At 45.5% G+C, this 23193-nt stretch carries 16 protein-coding genes; 8 read left to right on the top strand and 8 right to left on the bottom strand.

Annotated elements, in window-relative coordinates; genetic code table 11:
* Positions 1-53 precede the first annotated feature (53 nt).
* The 3 genes from ACTS60_RS13260 to galM all read left to right on the top strand — a co-directional run bounded on the left by ACTS60_RS13260 (position 54) and on the right by galM (position 3587).
* Entirely contained in the window at positions 54-1106 is a 1053-nt protein-coding gene (locus tag ACTS60_RS13260; protein ID WP_440888616.1) for a UDP-glucose--hexose-1-phosphate uridylyltransferase, read from the top strand.
* Positions 1107-1315: 209 nt separating this feature from the next.
* A complete protein-coding gene (galK, locus tag ACTS60_RS13255; protein ID WP_440888615.1) occupies positions 1316-2476 on the top strand; it encodes a galactokinase in 1161 nt (386 codons plus the stop codon).
* Positions 2477-2528: 52 nt separating this feature from the next.
* Positions 2529-3587, top strand: coding sequence for a galactose-1-epimerase (gene galM, locus ACTS60_RS13250; protein WP_440888614.1), 1059 nt, complete (start codon positions 2529-2531; stop codon positions 3585-3587).
* Between the two features lie 182 nt (positions 3588-3769).
* Here galM and ACTS60_RS13245 read toward each other — a convergent pair whose 3' ends face one another.
* Positions 3770-4768: a substrate-binding domain-containing protein gene (locus tag ACTS60_RS13245; protein ID WP_440888613.1), complete on the bottom strand. Its 999-nt coding sequence runs from the start codon at positions 4766-4768 to the stop codon at positions 3770-3772.
* A 179-nt stretch (positions 4769-4947) separates the two neighbouring features.
* Here ACTS60_RS13245 and ACTS60_RS13240 point away from each other — a divergent pair, with 179 nt between their 5' ends.
* Together ACTS60_RS13240 and ACTS60_RS13235 are read left to right on the top strand one after the other, a co-directional pair.
* Positions 4948-5280 (top strand): tRNA-binding protein, encoded by a 333-nt coding sequence (locus ACTS60_RS13240; protein ID WP_038885173.1) that lies wholly within the window; start codon positions 4948-4950, stop codon positions 5278-5280.
* Between the two features lie 134 nt (positions 5281-5414).
* A complete protein-coding gene (locus ACTS60_RS13235; protein WP_440888612.1) occupies positions 5415-6026 on the top strand; it encodes an outer membrane beta-barrel protein in 612 nt (203 codons plus the stop codon).
* A 38-nt stretch (positions 6027-6064) separates the two neighbouring features.
* Here the strand turns inward: ACTS60_RS13235 and ACTS60_RS13230 are convergent, their stop codons facing one another.
* Positions 6065-6616 (bottom strand): gamma-glutamylcyclotransferase family protein, encoded by a 552-nt coding sequence (locus ACTS60_RS13230; protein WP_440888767.1) that lies wholly within the window; start codon positions 6614-6616, stop codon positions 6065-6067.
* Between the two features lie 199 nt (positions 6617-6815).
* Here ACTS60_RS13230 and ACTS60_RS13225 point away from each other — a divergent pair, with 199 nt between their 5' ends.
* Positions 6816-8000 (top strand): NnrS family protein, encoded by a 1185-nt coding sequence (locus ACTS60_RS13225; RefSeq protein WP_071235357.1) that lies wholly within the window; start codon positions 6816-6818, stop codon positions 7998-8000.
* A gap of 115 nt (positions 8001-8115) precedes the next feature.
* On the opposite strand, the gene mltC is transcribed toward ACTS60_RS13225, so the two are convergent.
* From mltC to ACTS60_RS13195, 6 genes are all read right to left on the bottom strand, one after another.
* Positions 8116-9240 carry a membrane-bound lytic murein transglycosylase MltC gene (mltC, locus tag ACTS60_RS13220; RefSeq protein ID WP_440888611.1) on the bottom strand — a complete coding sequence of 375 codons (1125 nt, stop codon included), beginning with the start codon at positions 9238-9240 and terminating at the stop codon, positions 8116-8118.
* A gap of 166 nt (positions 9241-9406) precedes the next feature.
* On the bottom strand, positions 9407-14146 hold the full coding sequence (locus ACTS60_RS13215) for an SslE/AcfD family lipoprotein zinc metalloprotease (protein WP_440888610.1): 4740 nt from the start codon (positions 14144-14146) through the stop codon (positions 9407-9409).
* A 211-nt stretch (positions 14147-14357) separates the two neighbouring features.
* Positions 14358-15917 (bottom strand): glycerol-3-phosphate dehydrogenase, encoded by a 1560-nt coding sequence (gene glpD, locus ACTS60_RS13210; protein WP_440888609.1) that lies wholly within the window; start codon positions 15915-15917, stop codon positions 14358-14360.
* 179 nt (positions 15918-16096) lie between these two features.
* Positions 16097-16888 carry a DeoR/GlpR family transcriptional regulator gene (locus ACTS60_RS13205; protein WP_440888608.1) on the bottom strand — a complete coding sequence of 264 codons (792 nt, stop codon included), beginning with the start codon at positions 16886-16888 and terminating at the stop codon, positions 16097-16099.
* A 189-nt stretch (positions 16889-17077) separates the two neighbouring features.
* Complete coding sequence (glpK, locus tag ACTS60_RS13200; protein ID WP_038885178.1) at positions 17078-18595, bottom strand: glycerol kinase GlpK; 1518 nt, start codon at positions 18593-18595, stop codon at positions 17078-17080.
* Positions 18596-18643: 48 nt separating this feature from the next.
* Positions 18644-19498, bottom strand: coding sequence for an MIP/aquaporin family protein (locus tag ACTS60_RS13195; RefSeq protein ID WP_005436583.1), 855 nt, complete (start codon positions 19496-19498; stop codon positions 18644-18646).
* An 870-nt stretch (positions 19499-20368) separates the two neighbouring features.
* On the opposite strand from ACTS60_RS13195, the gene glpT reads away from it, so the two are divergent.
* Together glpT and glpQ are read left to right on the top strand one after the other, a co-directional pair.
* On the top strand, positions 20369-21736 hold the full coding sequence (gene glpT, locus ACTS60_RS13190; protein ID WP_009707471.1) for a glycerol-3-phosphate transporter: 1368 nt from the start codon (positions 20369-20371) through the stop codon (positions 21734-21736).
* 54 nt (positions 21737-21790) lie between these two features.
* The gene (gene glpQ, locus ACTS60_RS13185; protein WP_440888607.1) at positions 21791-22846 is read left to right on the top strand and encodes a glycerophosphodiester phosphodiesterase; all 1056 of its coding nucleotides are present in this window, start codon (positions 21791-21793) and stop codon (positions 22844-22846) included.
* Positions 22847-23193 lie beyond the last annotated feature (347 nt).

The following is a 23193-nucleotide window of genomic DNA, read 5'->3' as shown; positions in this document are numbered from 1 at the left end:
CAATTTCATTGGGGAATGCAGATGAAAGAAATTTTAAAAGTTGAGTAAGTAAGATGTCGAATGTTGAATTTAACCCAGTAGATCACCCACACCGTCGTTACAACCCACTAACGGGGCAGTGGATTTTAGTGTCACCGCATCGTGCAAAACGCCCTTGGAGTGGCGCTGATGAGAAACCTGCGATTGATGAGCTACCAAGCTACGACGAGAAGTGTTTCCTTTGCCCAACCAACGAGCGTATTTCTGGTGATGTAAACCCAGATTACCAAGTCACGTACGTGTTCCAAAATGACTTCGCAGCACTGATGGTGGACTCTCCAGATGCACCTGAATCAGATAACCCACTGTTCAAAACGCAAGGTGTGCGCGGGTTGAGTCGAGTGATTTGTTTCTCGCCTGATCACAGCAAAACCTTGCCTGAACTACCAGTCGACAAAATCCGTGGCGTGATTGACACGTGGAACGACCAAATCGAAGAGCTGGGTAAAGACTACGTTTGGGTTCAAGCATTCGAGAACAAGGGTGAGACCATGGGTTGTTCTCAGCCTCACCCACACGGTCAAATCTGGGCAAACAGCTTCTTGCCAAACGAAATCGAACGTAAAGAACATAACTTAAAAGCGTACTACCAAGAGCATGGCAGCAACTTGCTGGTGGATTACGTGCAAGCTGAACTTAAAGACGGTTCACGTACAGTGGTTGAGACCGAACACTGGATTGCTGTTGTCCCTTACTGGGCGGCTTGGCCATTCGAAACCATGCTACTTCCTAAAACGCACATTCGTCGAATGAGTGAGCTAACCGATGAGCAACGTGATGATCTTGCGATTGCAATCAAAAAGCTAACCAGCCGTTACGACAACCTATTCCAATGCTCTTTCCCTTACTCAATGGGCTGGCACTACGCGCCATTCTTTGAACAAGGCACTGATATTGACCATTGGCAGCTGCACGCACTGTTCTATCCACCACTGCTGCGTAGCGCAACGATTCGTAAGTTTATGGTTGGCTATGAAATGCTGGCAGAAAGCCAACGCGACTTAACCGCAGAACAAGCGGCGCAGCGTCTGCGTGACCTGAGCGATGTGCATTACAAAGAACAGTAACTAACGATAAATACGAAAGATGTCATTCCGTACAGCGAGGAACTAGCGTGATACGGAATCTACCATCAGAGTGGCTGAACGTAGATTCCGGATGCTCGCTAGGGCTCGTCCGGAATGACAAATGTTAGACAATCAAATATGTCGTTTCTGATTGCGAGATATGAAAGCAGTCGAGAATTCACACAAAAATTTTATGCTGAGATTTTACTATGTCTGATCTAATCCAAAACGTGAAAACTTCTTTTGAACAAGTGCTAGGTTACGCCCCAAGCCACATTATTCAAGCGCCTGGTCGTGTCAACCTGATTGGTGAGCACACCGATTACAACGACGGTTTTGTACTGCCATGTGCGATCAACTACCAAACGGTTGTGGCGGCAGCGAAGCGTGAAGACAACCTAGTGCGCGTGGTTTCTGTGGATTACGGCAACGCAGTTGATGAGTTCGATATCACGCAAGAAATCACATTCCAACAAGACAAAATGTGGGCGAACTACATTCGCGGTGTGGTGAAATGCCTTCTTACTCGTGGCTACCAATTCTCTGGTGCGGATATTTCTGTTAGCGGTAACGTGCCTCAAGGTGCGGGTTTAAGCTCGTCGGCAGCGTTGGAAGTGGTGATTGGCCAAACGTTCAAAGTGCTGTTCAATCTTGAAATCAGCCAAGCGGAAATTGCACTGAACGGTCAGCAAGCAGAGAACGAATTCGTCGGTTGTAATTGCGGCATTATGGACCAAATGATTTCGGCAGAAGGCCGTGAAAATCACGCCATGCTGTTGGATTGCCGTAGCCTAGAAACCGAAGCGGTATCGATGCCGGAAGATATGGCGGTGGTGATCATCAATTCGAACAAAAAACGTGGCTTGGTAGACAGCGAATACAACACACGCCGTGAGCAGTGTGAAGAAGCGGCGCGTATCTTCGGTGTAAATGCACTGCGTGATGTGACCATTGAACAGTTCAACGAGAAAGTCTCTGAGCTAGACGAAATGGTCGCAAAACGTGCTCGTCACGTAATCACAGAAAACGACCGTACGGTAGAAGCGGCGCAAGCACTTCGCGCACACGATATGAAGCGCATGGGTGAACTAATGGCCGAGTCTCATGCGTCCATGCGTGATGATTTCGAAATCACAGTCAAAGAGATCGATACGTTAGTTGAAATGGTGAAAGAAGTGATTGGCGAGCAAGGCGGCGTGCGCATGACAGGCGGCGGCTTTGGTGGTTGTATCGTTGCAATTGTACCGCCAGCATTGGTTGACGAAGTGAAAGCAACGGTAGAAGCGAAGTACCAAGCAGCAACGGGTCTAAAAGAATCCATCTACGTGTGCCAAGCGAAAAACGGCGCTGGTTTAGTCGAAGTACTTTAAGTGCAAAATTGCTTTAAGTTCAAAGTGCTTTAAGACGCAGTAGGAGCGAGAGATGACTGAGCCATTAACTATCACGATGACACAGCAGGCCGCCTTTGATGGCGCGCCTGCCAACGTCGTCGAACTGAAAAATAACACAGGCATGAGCGTTACCTTTATGGATATTGGCGCGACATGGCTGAGTTGTCGTTTACCTTTGGCGAATGGGGAGTTGCGTGAAGTGCTTCTCGGAGTGGGGACGATGGGGAGCTTTATGCAGCAACAGTGTTACATGGGTGTCACTGTTGGTCGCTACGCAAACCGCATCGCCAATGGTCTTTTTGAAGTGAATGGCGAAGTATTTCAAGTGTCTACTAACCAAGCGGGTAACTGTCTGCATGGTGGTGAAGAAGGCTTCGATAAACGTCGTTGGAAGATTGAGTCTCACTCAAATCAGCAAGTGACGTTCTCTTTGTTGTCTGAAGATGGCGACCAAGGTTTTCCGGGTAATCTAGAAGTGCAAGTGACGTATACGTTGACTGATGATAACCAAGTGAGCATTGCGTACTTCGCTAAGACAGACAAAGCGACACCAGTAAACTTGACCAACCATGCCTACTTTAATTTGTTGGGGGCAGAAGCGGACTTAGATTGTCGTTCGCATCGCTTAACCATCGTTGCAAGCCAATACTTACCAACCTCTGAGGTCGGTATTCCGCTTGGTGAATTGCAAGATGTGAAAGGCACTGGGTTTGACTTTAGAAGTGAAAAACCAGTTTCAGAGCACTTCTTACAAGATGAACAACAGGTTGCCGCCAAAGGGTATGACCATAGCTACCTATTTGATGCTCATCGTGATGTTTCGAAACCGGTTGCGTTGGTGGTTTCTCCTGATGAAAAAGTGCACCTGTTAGTGGTGACAAACAAGCCTGCGATGCAATTGTACACGGGCAACTGGTTAGCTGGCGCACCAAATCGCCGTGGCGGCGAATATAACGATTACGCGGGCTTGGCATTAGAAACCCAGTTTTTACCAGATTCGCCAAACCATGCTGAGTGGGCGCAGCCAGACTGTATTCTTGAGCCTGAACAAGAGTACCGCTTCTGCACCACTTATCAGTTTGCTTTCTAGGTAAACTGAGCATTTTCGAGCTTTTGGGTTACCGTAGGCTTTTTGCTCACAGTAGGTCAAAAGCTCATCGAAAGTTAGCGCAATAACACTCTCTACAAACACCACAAAAAGAAAAAGCTCTGTCACTTCGGTGGCAGAGCTTTTACTTTGTAACCTTTCTTGGCACTGACTAGCGCTATATCTTAAAGACGATCCACTGAGTTACGGCGCACTAACGTCGGGCTAAAGATGATGGTGTCATCTTCTACTTGTTCATCACGCGATAGTGCTAATGCCAAACGTGCGGCACGCTCTGCCATCATCTCGATTGGGTAACGAATCGTGGTCAAACTTGGATTGACGAAGCGAGCAATTAAGCCATCGTCGAAGCCAACCATGGACACTTTTTCTGGTACGTCGATGCCGTTTTGGTCTAACGCCGCCAGTGCGCCTGCTGCCATGTAATCGTTGTAGGCAACAACGCCAGTTATTTCAAGTGATTTAGTCAGCAAGTTAGTCATTGCAATTTCGCCACCATCACTGTTTGGTTCGCCATATTCGACATAGCTTTTTGATAGCTCGATAGCGTGATCTTTCAGTGCTGCTTGGTAACCTTGTAAACGCTCGTCGGTATCTTCGATGTCATGGGATGAGGCGATACAAGCAATCTTGGTGTGACCATGACGAATCAAATATTCCGTCGCTAAGTATGCCCCCTTGCGGTTATCAAGAGAGATACAGCGTTCTGCCAACTCTGGGATATGGCGGTTGATCAACACCATGCCTTTAACTTCTTTGGCGTAGCCAATCAATTCTTCATCTGATAAGCCTTTAGAGTGGATCACAATCGCCTCACAGCGGCTATTAATCAGCAACTCTAGCGCTTGGCGTTCGTCTTCTGGGTTGTGGTAGCCATTGCCAATCAGAATGTGCTTCCCATTTTCTCTTGCTACGTTATCAACCGATTTGACCATGGTGCCGAAGAATGGGTCAGAGACATCGCTTACCAGCACGCCCATCGTATTGGTACTTTGGCTGACGAGTGCACGTGCTGCCGCGTTTGGACGGTAGCCCAATTTGCTCATCGCTTGCGTCACTGCGTCGATAGAAGATTGGCTTGCTTTCGGTGACTTGTTGATCACGCGAGAGACGGTTGCGACCGATACGCCGGCTTCTTTCGCGACATCCTTGATTGTTGCCATGAGGGACCTTTCGTGGGCTAAAAAACATTAATTGGGAGTATTAAACACCCATTGTGTAATAAGTGCAATTTGATGCGATGTTTGCTTTCCAAAATGCGATCTTTACCACTTGTAATTATTAAGCTTACTGATAGTGTAAACGTTATCTTTTTAGTAAAAATTTACTGGAGTTTTAATCAATGGAAACGATCGCTTACTCAGACTTTGCAAAGCTAGAAATTCGCACCGGAAAAATCATCGAAGTGGCTCGCCATGAGAATGCAGACAAGCTGTACATTGTGCAGATCGATGTCGGTGAGAAAACCCTGCAAACGGTAACGAGCCTTGTACCGTACTACACAGAAGAAGAGTTGATGGGTAAACAAGTGGTAGTGCTGTGTAATCTAGCAAAAGCTAAGATGCGTGGTGAAACCTCTGAGTGTATGTTGCTGTGCGCTGAAACTGACGATGAGTCGGAAAGCGTATTGCTGACACCGGAACGTGTAATGCCTGCCGGGGTAAGAATTGTTTAGCGTTAACAGATAAACATTATAAATCTCTATGCATGACATCTCATTTTATAACCATTAAGCTTAAGTGATATGCAACATAAGTTATATTTCCTTGATTAATATTATTTAAAATTATGATGTTTAAGGAAATTATAATGAATATCGCAGTGTCTTCTTTATCATTGGCTGTGGGATTAGTTGTTTTGTCATGCTCTGTTCAAGCCAACACAAACATAGGTAGATATGTTGGAGTCGAGGTGCACAATACTGATCTTGATATCCCTAAATCAACAGTTGGTGATCTATCCTCCAGCACGGGATTTGGCGTAAGTTTTGGTGTTGAACGAGCTTTAACTCAGCAGCTGAGTTTTGCCTTAGAGGCCGAATATATGAATTTCGGCTCGTTTGATGGTATCGCTACTATTTCGGATGGGTTTACGACGAAAAAAGTTAAGACCGAAATCGATGCATATGGGATTAACGTAAATGTTAAGCCGAAATACTACCTTCCGGGAACAGGTTTTTATGCTGGCGCGATCGCTGGAATTGGAGTGTTAGGGGTTGACCTTACTCTTGACGGGGTTGCTGATGACGGAAGCAATGTCGGCTTTAACTATGGTGTAGAAGCAGGATACGAGTTCATGTCTGGATTGATGATTTCAGGTGGTTATCGAGCCTCTTCTGTATCAATTGAAATTGAAGGTGATGCTGGTGATATTGATTTCGACTTCGACAGCTTCTATGTAGGTCTAGATTACAGGTTCTAACTTGGTGTCAGTTAAAAAACAGTAACAAAAGGGAGCGGCTAGGCTCCCTTTTTAATTAGGTTATCGATCACCTCATAATGATGGACCTGCACTCCAGCAAGGTTGCCATATTTAGGCTGGTGGCGATCATTTTCTTTTGCATGCTGCCAACCAATTGTATGGTGGACAAAGTGTTCTGCAAAGGCGTGAGAGACTTCCAAGCAACCAGCTAAAACAGTATCGACATAGCTTTGCATGATTGGGCTGAGTGAACAGGGCGGTAGAGGGTCATTTTTGACATAGACCCAAATGCTGTGCTCTGGGTTAAACGAGACTTCAGCTTCGATTTGCTCAGGGCTAATTTGAATACGGTGATAACCACGCTCGCGGCGGTCAAACTCAGCCAGTGCTTGGTCATCAACTTCAAGTAATACGCCGTTTACTTGACCCTCGCCTTCGTTAACGACTAAAGGTGACAAAATATAGCTATCGTCGACTTTTCCCCAGTAGCGCACTAATCCATGAGCAATTACCGGGATAGCTTCTCCAGTCTGCCCCGTTAACTTACGTGAGGCTGAATTAATTAAGCTGCCATAGCCAAATATATACATCTCGATTGCTTCCCTTACTTCGACGAAATCATTTCTACCTGTTATACCTAAACAGTACTCTCCAAGCAACGCAGGGAGCATCGCTTTTACCTAGAAAGGATAGTTTAAAATTATAACATGTATTTTTTATGCATGTTTGTGGTAAGATCGCTGGTGTTGAATTTTTGGACAGTACCTAAAGGTACTTGAGGGCATCACAATGCTGAATATCACCGATAAAAAAGTGGAAGAAAAAATCCCCGCATGGCTGCGACTCGGGTTTAGACCCTTTTTCCTGTTTGGCTCTATCTACGCCATTATCGCGATTGCGATATGGGTATGGATGTTTCAGACCGGACAGCCAAGCGCACTGAGTGTTCCTGCGTTGTGGTGGCATGTACATGAAATGTTGTTTGGTTTCTCGATGGCCATCGTGGTGGGTTTTGTGCTGACTGCTGTGCAAAACTGGACTGGCATCAATGGCACTAAGCATTACACGTTATTGGCTTTGTTTGCCTTATGGTTGGCACCAAGAATATTACTATGGACACCAGCACCACTTTGGTTAACCAGCAGTATTGAAGCACTATTTCTGTTGTTTGTAGCATATGAAGTAGGCATTCGTGTATACCGTGCTAAAGGTTGGCGAAACCTATTTTTTGTCCCGCTATTCTTACTCGCAATCTTTGCGAATTTTGCCAGTTATGCCACGGTGAAGGGCATGCCTCCATTCACTTCATCGGCGGTATGGCAGGCGATGCTTTGGTGGTTCACGTTATTACTATCGGTGATGGGGGGACGAGTGATTCCATTCTTCACTGCTCGTCGTTTTAACTTCGAAAAAGCTCAGCCACTCATGTGGTTAGATTGGCTAGCAAACCTACCTTTGGTCATGTTGTTTGTGTTGAGCTTCTTCCCGGTAACTTTTGCTGAACTTGGTAAGCCACTGATGCTGTTTGCCGGAGTCGCGCAATTGGTTCGATTCCTACGTTGGAAGCCTTGGTTAACCCTAAGTGAGCCACTTGTGTGGTCTTTACATACGGCATACTTGTGTCTGCCTTTAAGCCTTATCTTGCGGGGTGGTTGGGACAACGCATTTGCCAGTCACAATTTGATTCACTTGTTTGCGATTGGTGCACTGGGTGGGTTGATCTTAGCGATGATTGCTCGCGTCACTATGGGGCACACAGGGCGCATGATTTACAAAGGTCCGAATATGAGTATCGCGTTTATTGCGATTATTGGAGCCGCGTTAACGAGAAGTTTGGGCGTTATTTTTGACCCTTCACATATGCTCATTTGGATCGATGTGAGTGCCGCATTGTGGATCCTCGCCTTTGGTATGTTTGTATGGCGTTTTGGCATCATGTTGCTTACTCCACGAGCGGATGGGCACCCTGGCTAGTTTCAGGAAGTCTTGACTCTTCTCCATGAGAAAGGGCTTGGATTATTGCCAAGCCCTAGGGGCTGTTTATCTTTCGCTGTAAAAGCCAACTCGAAAGGTCAACAACCCCTGGTATCTATATGTTCCCTTCACTAAAGTCTTTTTGGAAATACAGAACTTTTTGTAAGTAACGTCTTGCTTCCCCTTTTGGGTGTTGAGTCGTTAGAGCCTGATAAACTTGAGTTGGATTTAGGCTATTGAGTTCGTTCATCGCGCGCTTTCGGTCACTATCAAATGTGGAAAGAACGCCACCAGTACCACCGTTGTACGCAGAAATCATACTGAAATGCTTGGAAGTTGGGTGCTTCACATCTCGCAAGTAGCGGTTTTTCAATATATAGAAATATGCCGCGCCGGTATCGATATTGTTTGCTGGATCGAATAAATACTCTTTGGTCGGAATTCCGGGTTTGTTTTTCACCAAGTTAAATACGTCAGCACCAGCGGTTTTAGGGATAACTTGCATCAAACCGTAAGCTCCGGCATGGGAAACCGCGTATGGATTAAAGCTGCTTTCCGTCTTGATCACGGCGAAAATTAGATCTTCAGATAACCCATATCGTTTCGCTGCATCTTGAACCAGGCCTGCGTATTGGTACTCACGCTGCTCTAAGTGGTCCTTTACCATGGTAATTTCAACATAGTAAGCACTACCACGCTTGATGGTTTTTTTTTGCAACCTGTTATCGATCAAATAATCCGCGTAGCGATTTGCTCGCCACTCCCATTCAATTGGCTTGCCATCATGATCCAGAACCTGCCCAAGTAAGAAAGGCTTCCCACGCAACACCGCCTCCTTATCACTAAACAGCTCGGCATGTGCAGGGTCTGCAGGCATCAGTAACGTTTGTACAATGGCTTTTTGTAACTTTTCGGTTGGTTGATATTGAGAAATCGTTGAAACGTAAATCTTACCCGCTTCAAAATCGATGTGAGCGCGAGTGCTATAACCATCAAGGTATTTCACATAGCGATGTTTACCGGCCTCAACAAATTCATCCTCACCCCAACGATCTTGAGCGAGCTTTTTGATATGAGCTAATAGTTTAGCGACATCACTGTCATTTGAAGTTGGTGGAGAAATCGGTGGTTCATAAGCGCTGCAATCACACGGTTGTGTCGGTTGCTGTTGGTGAGGCCCTTCTGGGCCAAGTGAGCAGCCTGCTAATAATAGCGATAGCAGCAAAATAGTTTGTTTCATCAGAGTCCATAGTTGGCTGGGGTTGTAGATTACTCGCGATCTACATAAAGAAATGAAATGATAGAAAAATGTACTAACACCATGAAATTAAAAAAATTTGTGGTATCGATAAATGAAAAAGAGGTCGGGAGAAGTAATGGCCTCTTTCGAGGCCAAAACTATTGGATCAATGCACTACAGCATCAGGAAGATGACTGATCGCTTGAGGTGGGGTTTCTGGTTTCGGTAGCTTAAGGCCAGCTAACATTGTTAGGGCTGTGCTACTGATTCCACCTGAGTATGTTTTGATTCCTTCAGGGCTGGTACTTGATGTTTCACCAACATTCCAGAGAGTAAAGAAATCGCTCAAGTCGTGCTTAGAAACGTAAGAGCTACAAAGCATCATCAAGTCACCACCGCTAAGACCAGTGGCTTGTGCACTACAGTAGTTCATACCTTCATCACCTCGTGAATCGCCACGTGATTTGCGATGCATAAGCTTAAACATGTTCCATCCTTGGTCTTGATTGTAGATGCTTGGCTTTTCAATTCCTGATGAATACCAATTGTCGATGGTGAAGTTATCTTGAGCCCAGAGTTTTAGCTGTCCGAACATAACCAAACGTAAACCCGCATCGCCATGGCTCCAAGCATGACTGCTGTTTTGCTCCAGCCAGTATGGTGCTTTTTGGATGTCAGCTTCAATACGAGCCATTTTGCCATTGACTTGCTCTTGCATGTATAGGGCAAGTAAGTTGTTAGTTACTTCAGTGCTACCAGCAGCTATAAATGGCGCTGAGGCTAAGTTATGACCTACCTCGTGCCACAGTAACCAACTAGCCAGAGGCTGTAATGGTATGTTCTCATTTTGGGCGTTAAAGCCACTGTTCATAACTGGGTAACCTGAATGTGCAGCACCAATCGAGATCTGTACGTCGTTGACGAATCGGTGGCGGAATTCAGCGAGATCTTCGTAGGTAAAACGTCTGTGCTTGCCCTCAGTTGTTACTTCATCTCGACCATAGAAATCACTTGCAGCTTCAGCAAACTGATTCATTTCTACACTGAACTTTACTAGATCCGCGTTGGTTAAGTTCTTAACGGCCGTTGTATAAATGAAGCTCCCCGTGTCCACTTCTGCGATTGGGGCGGTACTCTCTTCAATTGAGTGCACCCATTTCCCTTCTTTCCACCATGCCGCTTTTTGTACGCCATCGAAAGTGAATGTCGCTATTGCATTATCTGCAGAAGCAGAGCTCGTTGGTTTAACCGTGATAAGACCCCCGTAAGGAACGGTGAACGTGGTTAATACCCCATCGTGGGCAAAGCTCATTTGCATTCTAGGTGGACGATTTAGACGAGTCTCGTGTTGGGGCTTACCTGTTAAATCATCGGCCATCATTACGGTGATGTTAGCTTGTACGCCGCCTGTCACAGTGACTTCTTGTAACTGCGGTGCCCAAAGCCCAGTTGATTGATTGTTTCCTGCTGAGAAGGTTACAGGGGAGCCCGCGGTTGCAATCTGAATTGAAACATTGGTTGCCTCTCCTGTACTTTGACCAGGGTACGCTGATGTATCCACTTTAATGTCGTAGTCCCAGAATGAGCGCCCGAGCATAATGCGAGTCAAAGGCTTTTCAGTATAGTTCAATGGGTAGCTAGGGTTCATTTGTCCTAATAGTTCACCTTCACCGTGAATCATATTGTGCTCAATCAGTTGAGCCTTTAATGAGTCAGGACAAGCCCCACCGTTACCATGTTTATTGTTTGTGTAGCAATTCAGGTAGTTGACTAGAGTTTCAAAACCGAGCTCATCTTGAACGTCCTGATCGTAAGCATAATCATTGTTGTTCCATAACCATACTGATAGGTTGTCATAGGTTTGGTTCAGCTCTGTGGTAGATAAACGAATACCTTTGTTGCCTTTAGTTCGGTAGTAAAGTTCATGCTCCATCAACGCTTGGATATTGGTGCCTAAGCTCGCAGCTTTCACCATGCTATCCACTACGTCTGGGCTTATTTGGTAACGATCGAAGTCTTTTCGCCAATAGTTTCCACGAACAACGACACCATCACCTTTGCGAATCTCGATACAGTCGATTTCGTATTCGTAATCATGACTACAGATTGATGTACCTGGAAACGCATTTTGCAGTTCAGCAATCGCTGCTGCTGTTTCTTGCTCATTTTGTACAAAAATACGAGCATGTTTTGTTTCCATGATTGGTTGCCCAGATTCGTCTAGCATTGGTTTTCCATTACTATCAAGTTTCTCTACTTGATATTGAGGAATTTCAAGGCTTGGCATATCGATTGGCGGAGCCCAAGTTATCGAACCGTCATCATTGACTTGGTAAGGGCGCTTGCCATTTACATCTGGGAATCGCTCTAGTACGACCATGTCATAGCGGCTACGTACATGAAGGTTCGGATACATGCTTTGGCAGTAGTATGATGAACCACAGAAAGCTTGGTTAGTTGGCGTCACATTACTGCCACCAATAGACATACCAGCCGCATCGGCAAGACGTCCTAAAGGTTCTGGGTTTAGCTTTTCGTCAATGGCATCCATAAATATCACGCTGCCACCATCATTGATAAAGTGGATGAGGGCAGTGATATCTTCCTGAGTTAGGTTTGCTTGATCTAAATCCGCGATGTAGCGATGAGTCATGCCATCACCGAGAACTTTCGGTTGATAACCTTGAAGAATAAGCAATGGTGTTTCTGTGATAGAAAGCGTCTCAAAGGCACCTTTACTGATTTTATCGACTGCGGAAAATCCGTATTCTGGGCTAATAAAGAAATCATATTGAGTGCCATGAGACACATTACTTCTTGCTGCCGCAGCTAGGTCGATATTGGTGGCAATACGAATGCCACCATTGTTCAACTCAGGTGCGAGCCATTGGAACAGATTACTGAAGAAGCGTTTCATGCTGCCATGATCGTTTCTTGGGTCATCAGATAAATCTACAGTGGTTGTACAAGAGTAAGCGGTACTGTCAATACGCAGTGCATCGTTCGCCCAGTAGTTGTTTGGGCAAGACAGGATACTTGGGTACAAGCTGTTGCCCATAAACACCACTTTGCCTAAGCCGATCTCTCCAGCTGTAACAAATGGAAAGCCGAAGGTGGCGTTGTCTTTTGAAACTTTAGGGATGGCTGGCATTTCAATGTCAGGCCAGTTTGCGATGTACGGCTTACCTTCTCGTGTCCAGGCTTGGGCTTCGTTAAAAGCAATTTGTCGGTTAATGTCGGTGCGTGGCATGACAATTGGGAACGCACGGTTTGACATATTCAACATACGCATTCCGCGCGTGTAACCTGTTGCACCATAGAAACTGCTGTTATCGTTGAAGACATGGAAAGTCGTGACGCCGTCAAAGATTGCTTTGAGCGAGTTGGTCACGTATTTATCATCATTCAGAGAAAAGACGACTGGTGCTCGATTTGCGACAAATGATGTCTTTTTCAAAGATTGATCAATGAGCGCAGTAAGTCCCTGTTCAAATTGCTTTTCAAATTCATTAGGCAAGTTGAAAGAGGTACCTTCTAACTTTCCACCATTCGGTAGGGTAAGTTTGATCAGTTCATTGATGACGTTCGGGTATTGTGAGAACACTTCCCGTACTTGAGCATCAATCGTGATCTGTTCGCCACTTGCTTCGCCATAACGCTGCAATAAAGCTTGGATGTTCGCTTTTACTACAGGATTTTCTGTCACATCGGCAAGTTGATAACTTACTTTGTTACCGATAATGGAGCCAAACTCAAAGGTATCAATACCAAATGTAAGTGAATCCCCCCACAAGTACTCAAATTCACCATTCGCATCTGTTACACCTGTTGAGTGTGCTGAGAAATAGCTGATTCCTGCAACGGGTAGTCCATACGCGTCAGTTAATGTACTGCGAGTTAATACTTGAGCCTCTACACTTGGCTGATACGTCAAACTGGCTTCTGCATTAGATGACACAAAGTCACTGTTCAAATCGTTATCGCCACCAGATACCGCAGGAACCAAATTAGGATCTCGGTGTGAGCTCGGTGCTTTACCTACATCGTCAGTAGACTCTTCACTTTTAGCGGCTAAAAACGCGCCTACGGTTTCGTCTGAATCAAGTGCGGCTGAGTTGTAGATACTGGCAATGTCGATGCTGTCCATCTTGTTAAGACAGACCTGTTGTGACTCTGGACAAGAGGAAATCGACTCCAATACTTTCGCCGCATTATCACCTTTGCCAATGACGTTGGTTAGCTCAAAGGCAATGGGTACTAATGCATCTGAGTTGAGGCTTTGGCTCGTGTGATCGGGAGCGATGAAGCTTCCGAGCTCTATTGAACTGGAATCAAGCGATTCTAAGTAACAAGTAAAGCTGTCACCTTCTGTCGTATTAAAGTGCCCTTCTAAGAGTGATTGCCCGTTGCAGCTCACATCGCCTTTTAATGGCTTGTTTGATGCTGTCAGACTAGCTTTGTAGAAGGTGACTTCCATACCTTCATCGGGGTTCATACACTCAGGAGCGGTGCTATCTTCATCACAGGATGCTGTCGGAAGATGAACCTGAACAACAACGGTTGTCTTTGTGCTTAACTCTCCATCGCTGACCGTAACATCAAACTGATAATTGCCTTCATGCACAGGCGTTGGTACGAAAGTAAGAACGCCTGATTGAGTGATCGAGACAAACTCTAACGAGTTATCAAGTGAGAAGCTCAAACGGTCACCATCTTGGTCAGATGCGATGACTTGGTATTCAAGTGTTTGATCGGTGAAAGTGGTGATCGGTGCTATTGACTGAATTATAGGAGGATTGTTGTCATTACCTGGTCCTATTAAAGGAGGCTGACTACTCCCTGAGTCGCTAAAGCAACCAGTAAGCACCATAGATATGATGGTTGAAAGTATAAGTTTTTTAGGCATTTTTTATTTTTGTTATGAAGGAAAATGCGCATTCTATTCTAATTGGTTTAAATTAAAATATGGTAGATGGTATGTGTGATCAAATTACAATTGTCCATACGATAAAAAACTTTTTACCAATTACGTTTGTTTTATAATCAATGGCTTGTGTTTTATTGCTAGCAACAAAAAAAGCCTGCGGGGTGCAGGCTTTGTATTAGGAGAGTCCAATTTAACTTACTTGTGAGAGGCTAACGACTTTTTGTTGCAGCTTCTCTTTTAGATATTCTGCCAGTGCGATTTTCTCCTCTTCGTTCATGTATAAACCAAGTTTTGTACGACGCCATAAGATGTCTTCATCGGTTAGCGCCATTTCGTGATTCATCAAGTAATCAATTTCGCGTTGATATACGCCGCTTGCTTGCTCTGAGAAGCAGTGACCAAGATCTTCTACGCTGTTAGTGCCTTCCATCAGATCCCACGTTTGGGTGCCAAACTGAGTCACGTAGCGCAGCAACATCGCTTCTGACGCCCACGAGTATTTCGCATGAATCATCTTCGCCAGTTGTTCACGGCTGCAACTGAAGTTACCGCCAGGAAGGGTTTGGTTTGCCGTCCAGTCTTTACCCATTTCAGGTAAGAATGGGGCAAGTTTCTTCATAGCCGCTTCACCAAGCTTACGGTAAGTCGTGAGCTTACCGCCGAACACAGAAAGCAAAGGTGCGTGGTCGTATTCTGCATCGAGCTCTAGTGTGTAGTCGCGTGTGATCGCTTGCGGTGAGTCAGACTCATCATCACACAGCGGACGCACACCACTGTATGTCCACACCACGTCTTCACGGCTTAGCTGGTGGACAAAGTGTTGGTTAACGATATCGATCAAGTAATCAACTTCATCTTCGGAGATTGCCACTTCACGCGGATCGCCTTTGTATTCCACATCGGTTGTACCAATGATCGAGAACTTATCTAGGTAAGGGATCATAAATACGATGCGGTTATCTTTGTTTTGCAGGATGTAGGCTTGCGGCTCGTTGTGGATACGAGGAACAACGATGTGCGAGCCTTTGATCAAACGAATGTTACGTGGGGAGGTTTGCTCCAATCCTTCATCAAAGAACTGTTTTACCCATGGACCCGCAGCGTTAACCAGAGCCTTCGCTTTGCGCTCAAAACGTTGGTCCGTAGTAACGTCGTGAATAGTGATATGCCAGATGCCACCTTCACGGTGTGCTTTTTCAACGCGACAGTAGTTGCGAACTTCCGCGTTGTTCTCTTTTGCAGCCAGAACGTTAAGTAAGACTAAGCGCGCATCGTCTACCCAACAATCTGAGTATTCAAAACCAGTTTTCATTTCAGGTTTTAAAAGACCTGATTTTGCTAGGTTGACAGTTTTGCTACCAGGCAGGGTGGTGCGTCTACCCAAATTATCGTAAAGGAACAAACCACAGCGGATCATCCAAGCTGGGCGTAAAAATGGACGATGAGGTAAACGGAAGCGCATTGGCAGAGCCACGTGTGGTGCTTTACGTAAGATCACTTCACGCTCAGCGAGCGCTTCCGAAACCAAACGAAACTCATAGTGTTCAAGATAACGTAATCCACCGTGGATCAGTTTTGAACTTGCAGAAGAGGTTGCCGATGCGAAGTCGTTAGCTTCGTATAAACCGACGCTTAAACCACGGCCAGCAGCATCAGCAGCAATACCAGCCCCGTTAATGCCGCCACCGATCACGATCATATCTAGAGTAGGGGATGAATTCGTCGTGGAAGCACTTTGTTTGATACTCATAAATTTGACCTCTTGGTGAGCGAACGAGCATTTTGGAACATGAATTAATCCTAGCTCAGCTTTCGTTTGTGGTCATTATTTATTTTCGTTTATGAGCGTTTTGTGTGATTTTGGCACAAAAAAACCTCTGTCTAATTAAGACAGAGGTCATTTATGCGCGTAAATAGCGAGTATAAATGCTATTCGGCTTCTACTCTTTCCATTTTTGTATCAACCACTTCGAGCGGAACCGAGGCTTCCTTTAGAATCGCAAGAATCTCTTCTGGTGGTTGTTTGTTAGTGAACACCATATTCAATTGCGCGATATTGCCCAATTTCACCATGGCATTGCGACCAAACTTCGAATGGTCAACCGCAAGGAACACGCTGCGACTGTTATCAATAATGGCTTGTTTGACACGAACTTCGTGGTAATCAAAGTCCAATAGTGAGCCGTCAAAGTCGATACCACTGATGCCCAAAATGCCAAAGTCGAGGCGGAACTGCTTGACGAAATCGAGCGTCGCTTCGCCGACAATGCCACCGTCGCGGTTGCGGACTTCGCCGCCAGCCAAAATCACTTTGATTTCTGGGTTTGGTAACAAAATGGTGGCAGCATTAATGTTGTTGGTTACCACGCGAAGTTGTTTGTGGTTTTTATTCAGAGCTCGAGCCACCGCCTCTGGTGTAGTGCCGATATCAATAAACAAGGTTGCGCCGTCAGGAATATGTTTTACTAACTCTTCCGCAATTACATCCTTCTCATTGAAGTTAAGTGCTTTACGCGTGTTGTATGACGTGTTTTCTGAGCTAAGAGGAATGGTTGCGCCACCGTGGTAGCGTCTAATTTTGTTTTCATCCGCGAGGTCATTTAGGTCGCGACGAATGGTTTGTGGACTAACATTAAATTTTTCTACCAGCTCGTCCGTGCTGACATATCCTTGTTTTTTCACCAAATCAACGATCTGTTGGTGTCTTGGTATTTGCTTCACTTAGCACTCCCTTGTGCACTGGCAACGACCAATGCTTCAAAATCGAAAATAGAAACTTGCTCTATTGTGCTCGAATTAGCGCATTGTGAGAAGTCGCGGGAATAGGGAATCCGCGATCGAACGCAAAAAAAGAGCGCCAACTCGGCGCTCTTTATGATTAATCAGAGGAAACTAATCGTTTATCAGAAATTAATCGTCTTCGTCGTGAAGCTCAGACCAGGTTTGAGCACATTTCACCGCGCGCTTCCAACCTTTGTAGCGACGGTTACGTTTCTCTTCATCATCGTGCGGCTCAAACGTGCGATCGAGCACGGCTTTATCTTGCAGCTCATCAATGCTGTTCCAAAAGCCAACCGCTAGACCAGCAAGGTACGCCGCACCCAGAGCTGTCACTTCGGTTACTTGAGGACGGTGAACTTCGGTGTTGAGTACGTCTGACTGGAATTGCATCAAGAAGTTATTAGCAACAGCGCCGCCATCAACACGCAGGTTCGCGAGCTTAATGCCCGAGTCTGCTTGCATTGCGTCTAGTACGTCACGAGTTTGGTAAGCAATACCTTCTAGTGTTGCACGGATAATGTGGTTGGAATTAACGCCGCGAGTTAGGCCGACGATCGTACCGCGAGCGTAAGCATCCCAGTATGGTGCGCCTAAGCCCGTAAATGCAGGTACAACGTACACACCGTTGGAAGAATCCACTTTGGTCGCAAAGTATTCTGAATCTTCTGCTCCAGCCAGAATCTTCATTTCATCACGTAGCCATTGAATTGAAGCGCCGCCCATAAATACTGCACCTTCAAGTGCATAGGCTGGCTCGCCTTTTGGACCACATGCTAGGGTAGTCAGTAGACCGTTCTTCGAGGTTACTTTCTCTTTACCCGTGTTCATCAACAAGAAACAACCTGTACCGTAGGTGTTCTTCGCTTGACCAGCTTCTACACACATCTGACCGTAAAGTGCGGCTTGTTGGTCACCTGCAATGCCCGCAATTGGTATACGAGTACCGCCTTTACCACCGATATTGGTTTGGCCGTAGATTTCAGATGAGCGTTTTACTTCAGGCATCATGGATGCTGGGATACCCATCTCATCGAGCATTTTCTGGTCCCAGCATAGGTCGTTAATGTTGAATAGCATGGTACGCGAAGCGTTGGTGTAGTCGGTTACGTGAACACGACCTTGAGTCATCTTCCAAACTAACCAAGTATCAACAGTACCGAATAACAGTTTGCCTGCTTCAGCATCTTCACGCGCACCTTCAACGTTATCTAAAATCCACTTCACTTTTGTGCCAGAGAAGTAAGGGTCTAGAACCAGACCTGTGTTGTCACGAACATAATCTTCCAGCCCGCGAGCTTTTAATTCTTCACAAATATCGGCAGTACGGCGACATTGCCATACGATCGCGTTATAAACCGGTTTGCCCGTTTCTTTGTTCCATACAATTGTGGTTTCACGTTGGTTGGTAATACCGATACCCGCAAGTTGGTCGCTACGGATGCCTGTTTTCGCAAGTGCTTCAACCAAAGTAGAGCTTTGAGTTGCCCAGATTTCCATTGGGTCATGCTCAACCCAACCTGCCTCTGGATAAATCTGAGTAAATTCTCGCTGAGCGACGCTTACGATATTCGCGTCATGATCCAGAATGACAGCACGAGAGCTTGTCGTGCCTTGGTCTAGGGCAACAATGTATTTTTGCTCAGTCATGGTAAGAATCCTTTTGTTTCGTTATTTATATTTTAGTACGAGTTGGTTTTAAGCTTGCGCTTGTTCTGCTTCTTCTTCGGTCTCGCACTGGTTAGGGATAGTGCAGCCGTGACCTTGTTGTGGCAGATACGCAGCAATCGCTTTCGGGTACAACCAACCACCAAAGCAAGCACCTGCGATAGGAGCAAGAATTGGAACAATAAAGTATGGAATTTCACGCGCGCCAGTCAGGGCATAATCCCAACCTGCGAAGTAGGCGAACAGTTTCGGGCCAAAGTCACGTGCAGGGTTCATCGCAAAGCCAGTTAGTGGACCCAGAGAACCGCCTATTACTGCAATGAGGATACCGATCAGTAGAGGGTTCATCGCGCCGCGAGGTGCACCATTGTTCTCATCACCAAGAGCAAGAATGGCAAACATCAGCACGGCAGTAATCACGAATTCCACAGCAAAAGCGCCAAAGAAAGAGAGAGAAGCATGTGGGTAAGTCGAGAAAATGCCCGCCGTCGCCAATGCATCTTGGCTGCTGCGAACGAAGTTGTGTGCGATTTCGTAATCCGTAAACAGGTTGCTGTACAAACTGTAAACCAAAGCGGCAGAGCAAAATGCACCAAGCATTTGCGCAATGATATAAGGCACAACTTTCGCCTTATCAAATCCATGGAACATGGCTAGTGCGATAGTTACGGCAGGGTTGATGTGTGCACCGGATACGCCCGCAGTACAGTAAATAGCAATGGCGACGCCAAAGCCCCATACAATACTGATTTCCCACTGACCAAATTGAGCCCCGGTCAAAACGAGTGCCGCGACACAGCCTACACCAAAAAAGATAAGTAATCCTGTACCGATAAACTCGGCCAAACATTCTCCGAGCAGTGAGGGGTGTTTGTTCGTTGTCATGTTAAGAGTCCTTTAATATTTATGCTTATCTAGCACGGTTCTATTGTGCATATATAAACGTTTGCGAAAACAAACGAGCACTAAAAATGAGCGTTTGAGCATAAATTTGTTAATCAAACTCTTCGGTTTTGTTAATTAGCGCATCTTTTGCTCAAAAAGGAAACTCGGTAAAACGAATTATGGTCTTCAATTTTGCTTTGACGGACTAAAACTACCGATGTGAAAATCAATGCACAAACTGGTAAGAGGAGTTTTGTGAAGCTGCTTCGCGAATGGTGAGAAAATACTCAGATTATTGGTTGAAAACTAACCCTAAAGAGCTAGCTGACACTAATGATGATAAGGGTTTGCTGATATTGACGCGATCGTTGCTCTGAGTTGCACCATTGCTAAGAACGAAGACGTATATCCGTGGCTGATAAACCGTCTTTTACTCGGAGATTCGCCTTGAATGCGCTTTGGGAGTAATTGGTTGTTGTCGGTCTTAATTGTTAACACTGTGACATTGTTGCAACACGCCATATTGAGACTTTCATTGCTCAAATCACGTCTTTCATCTCTTCAACCTCTACCTTTTATCCGTTTATGTGGTCATTTAAGTACTTGGCTTACTTAAGATAGCGATGACTTTGTTCGTTTGCGCACTTCATGTTCTATATGAACAGTAACGGAATATGGGGGAAATGGAAGCGTCGTCTAATTAAATACCTCTAATTCCATGTATTTACTGAAATTTAATTCTTATGCAACATTTATCACAGAAATAAAAATCGTATTTCATAAAATGTATTCACTTTCGAACGAAACTTTACTTTGCTCGTTCGCGATTTAAAGCTCCCTACCATCGCTCACTATATTAATGAGGTTCCTATGTTTGGAATATTCAAACCCAAGGCGCACATCGACCGCTTATCTTCCGATAAGATCGACGGCACTTATTCTCGTTTACGTTGGCAACTTTTTATCGGCATCTTTGTTGGCTATGCTGGCTACTACCTTGTTCGTAAAAACTTTAGTTTGGCGATGCCTTACTTGATTGAGCAAGGGTTTAGTCGGGGTGATCTTGGGGTTGCGCTAGCTGCTGTCTCCATTGCTTATGGCCTGTCAAAGTTCCTTATGGGTAGCGTCTCTGATCGCTCCAACCCTCGTTACTTTTTAAGTGGCGGTCTATTAATGTCAGCGCTTGTGATGTTCTGCTTCGGCTTTATGCCTTGGGCTACGGGCAGCATTACAGCGATGTTTATCCTATTGTTCCTAAACGGTTGGTTCCAAGGTATGGGATGGCCTGCCTGTGGTCGAACCATGGTTCACTGGTGGTCACGTAAAGAACGCGGTGAGATCGTATCGGTTTGGAACGTGGCACATAACGTGGGTGGTGGTTTAATTGGTCCGCTGTTCATCCTTGGCCTTTGGGCATTTAACGACGATTGGCGCACCGCTTTCTATGTTCCTGCATTTTTTGCCACGCTCGTTGCTGTCTTTATTTGGTTCACGGTAAGAGATACACCACAGTCTTGTGGTCTCCCACCAATTGAAGAGTACAAAGACGATTACCCTGACGATTACGACAAGTCACATGAAAAAGAAATGACGGCGAAGGAAATTTTCTTCAAGTATGTATTTTCTAATAAGTTGTTATGGTCAATCGCGATTGCGAACGCATTCGTCTACTTGATTCGCTACGGTGTATTAGATTGGGCACCAGTGTACCTAAAAGAAGCGAAGGACTTTTCGGTTGATAAATCTTCTTGGGCTTACTTCCTATACGAGTGGGCGGGCATTCCAGGTACGCTATTGTGTGGTTGGATTTCAGACAAGCTGTTTAAAGGTCGTCGTGCTCCTGCTGGTATTCTATTTATGGCGTTAGTAACCGTAGCTGTGCTGGTTTACTGGTTCAACCCAGCAGGTAACCCAGCAGTCGATATGATGGCCTTGGTTGCAATCGGCTTCTTGATTTACGGTCCGGTAATGTTGATTGGTTTGTATGCGCTAGAGCTTGCTCCTAAGAAAGCGGCGGGTACGGCTGCAGGTCTAACTGGCTTATTTGGTTACTTGGGCGGTGCGGTAGCGGCAAACGCGATTCTTGGCTACACGGTAGATCACTTCGGCTGGGATGGTGGCTTTATCATCCTAATCGGCTCATGTATCACCTCTATCGTTTGTTTAACTTACGCATTTCTTGGCGAGCGTGCTCACCATGAACAAAAAGCGCGAGAGAAGGAAGCTTTGGCGTCATAAAACTTTAAAGGGGCAGTGGAATACTGCCCCTTCAAATAAGTTGAGGAAATAACAATGAAAACAACGTCAGTTTGCATGACGGTTCTCGCTCTGAGCATCTCCGCTGGAGCAATTGCACAACCGCTTGTTATCGCGCACCGTGGCGCATCGGGTTATCTACCAGAACATACTTTAGAAGCAAAAGCGTTGGCGTACGCGATGAAACCAGATTACATCGAGCAAGATGTGGTGATGACTAAAGACGATCAATTGGTCGTGCTGCATGACCACTATCTCGATCGCGTGACCGATGTGGCAGAGCGATTCCCAGACCGTGCTCGTAAAGATGGCCGTTACTACGCGATTGATTTCACGTTGGCTGAAATCAAATCATTGCGAGTCACTGAAGGCTTTAACATTGATGATAAAGGTAACAAGGTTGCTGGCTATCCGACACGATTCCCAATGTGGAAATCAGACTTCACCGTACCTACTTTTGCTGAAGAGATTGAGCTGATCCAAGGCTTAAACAAAACGCTGGGTTATGACATCGGTATTTACCCGGAAATCAAAGCGCCGTGGTTCCATCGCCATGAAGGTAAAGACATCTCAAAAGCGGTGCTTAAAGTTTTAAAACAGTACGGTTACGATTCGCAAGACGACAAAGTATACCTTCAGTGTTTCGATGCCAATGAACTCCAGCGCATCAACAGTGAACTCATGCCTGAGATGGACATGGATTTAAAGATCGTTCAGCTCATGGCTTACACCGATTGGAACGAGACCATGGAGTACAAAGGCGACAAGGCAACACCATACAGTTATGACTGGATGTTTGAAACCAATGGTATGAAGAAGGTCGCGGAATATGCGGAAGGGATCGGGCCTTGGAAGCCAATGTTGGTGGATGACAAATCAACCAAGGATAACATCATCATCAAACCTTTGATGAAAGCGGCAAAAGACGCAGGCTTGCAAGTGCACCCTTACACTTTCCGAGCGGACCCTGGGCGTATTCCAACGTACACAGACAGCTTCGATGGCATGATGGATATCTTCTACAATCAAGTGAAAGTGGATGGTTTGTTTACTGACTTCCCAGATAAAGCTGTGAACTTTCTAAACAAGTAAACGTCTGGAATCCACATTCTCTGAAAAGCAGAGTATTTGAATCACTCAGTATTACGTCACACGCCATGTCGTAACAATGTGCTCTTTATCGGGCATAAAAAAATCCCCCAGCAGTTTCCTGCTGGGGGATTTTTCGTAGGGCTAATTCACTGCAATACCCAAATGACTTCAAGATGCTCAGTTCAGAGCGTGGTCACTGATACGAGTTCAAGGAAAATGACGAAGTGAAATAGCTCGCTATTTTCAAGTTATTTGACGTGGGAATCGTGATAGTGACACGCTCCCAAAGGGCGAGTTGTCTTGGCTTTCATGCTTTGTTAACGAGCTTTGATTTAGATTGACTAGAT

This window comes from Vibrio sp. WZ-1, assembly GCF_052037695.1.
Lineage (GTDB): Bacteria > Pseudomonadota > Gammaproteobacteria > Enterobacterales > Vibrionaceae > Vibrio.
This window is presented reverse-complemented; position numbering and strand designations above follow the sequence as displayed.

Bases quoted from the DNA above. Each gene is read 5' to 3' on its own strand.
- ACTS60_RS13260 (WP_440888616.1), top strand. From the start codon at position 54: ATGTCGAATGTTGAATTTAACCCAGTAGATCACCCACACCGTCGTTAC.
- galK (WP_440888615.1), top strand. From the start codon at position 1,316: ATGTCTGATCTAATCCAAAACGTGAAAACTTCTTTTGAACAAGTGCTA.
- galM (WP_440888614.1), top strand. From the start codon at position 2,529: ATGACTGAGCCATTAACTATCACGATGACACAGCAGGCCGCCTTTGAT.
- ACTS60_RS13245 (WP_440888613.1), bottom strand. From the start codon at position 4,768: ATGGCAACAATCAAGGATGTCGCGAAAGAAGCCGGCGTATCGGTCGCA.
- ACTS60_RS13240 (WP_038885173.1), top strand. From the start codon at position 4,948: ATGGAAACGATCGCTTACTCAGACTTTGCAAAGCTAGAAATTCGCACC.
- ACTS60_RS13235 (WP_440888612.1), top strand. From the start codon at position 5,415: ATGAATATCGCAGTGTCTTCTTTATCATTGGCTGTGGGATTAGTTGTT.
- ACTS60_RS13230 (WP_440888767.1), bottom strand. From the start codon at position 6,616: ATGTATATATTTGGCTATGGCAGCTTAATTAATTCAGCCTCACGTAAG.
- ACTS60_RS13225 (WP_071235357.1), top strand. From the start codon at position 6,816: ATGCTGAATATCACCGATAAAAAAGTGGAAGAAAAAATCCCCGCATGG.
- mltC (WP_440888611.1), bottom strand. From the start codon at position 9,240: ATGAAACAAACTATTTTGCTGCTATCGCTATTATTAGCAGGCTGCTCA.
- ACTS60_RS13215 (WP_440888610.1), bottom strand. From the start codon at position 14,146: ATGCCTAAAAAACTTATACTTTCAACCATCATATCTATGGTGCTTACT.
- glpD (WP_440888609.1), bottom strand. From the start codon at position 15,917: ATGAGTATCAAACAAAGTGCTTCCACGACGAATTCATCCCCTACTCTA.
- glpK (WP_038885178.1), bottom strand. From the start codon at position 18,595: ATGACTGAGCAAAAATACATTGTTGCCCTAGACCAAGGCACGACAAGC.
- ACTS60_RS13195 (WP_005436583.1), bottom strand. From the start codon at position 19,498: ATGACAACGAACAAACACCCCTCACTGCTCGGAGAATGTTTGGCCGAG.
- glpT (WP_009707471.1), top strand. From the start codon at position 20,369: ATGTTTGGAATATTCAAACCCAAGGCGCACATCGACCGCTTATCTTCC.
- glpQ (WP_440888607.1), top strand. From the start codon at position 21,791: ATGAAAACAACGTCAGTTTGCATGACGGTTCTCGCTCTGAGCATCTCC.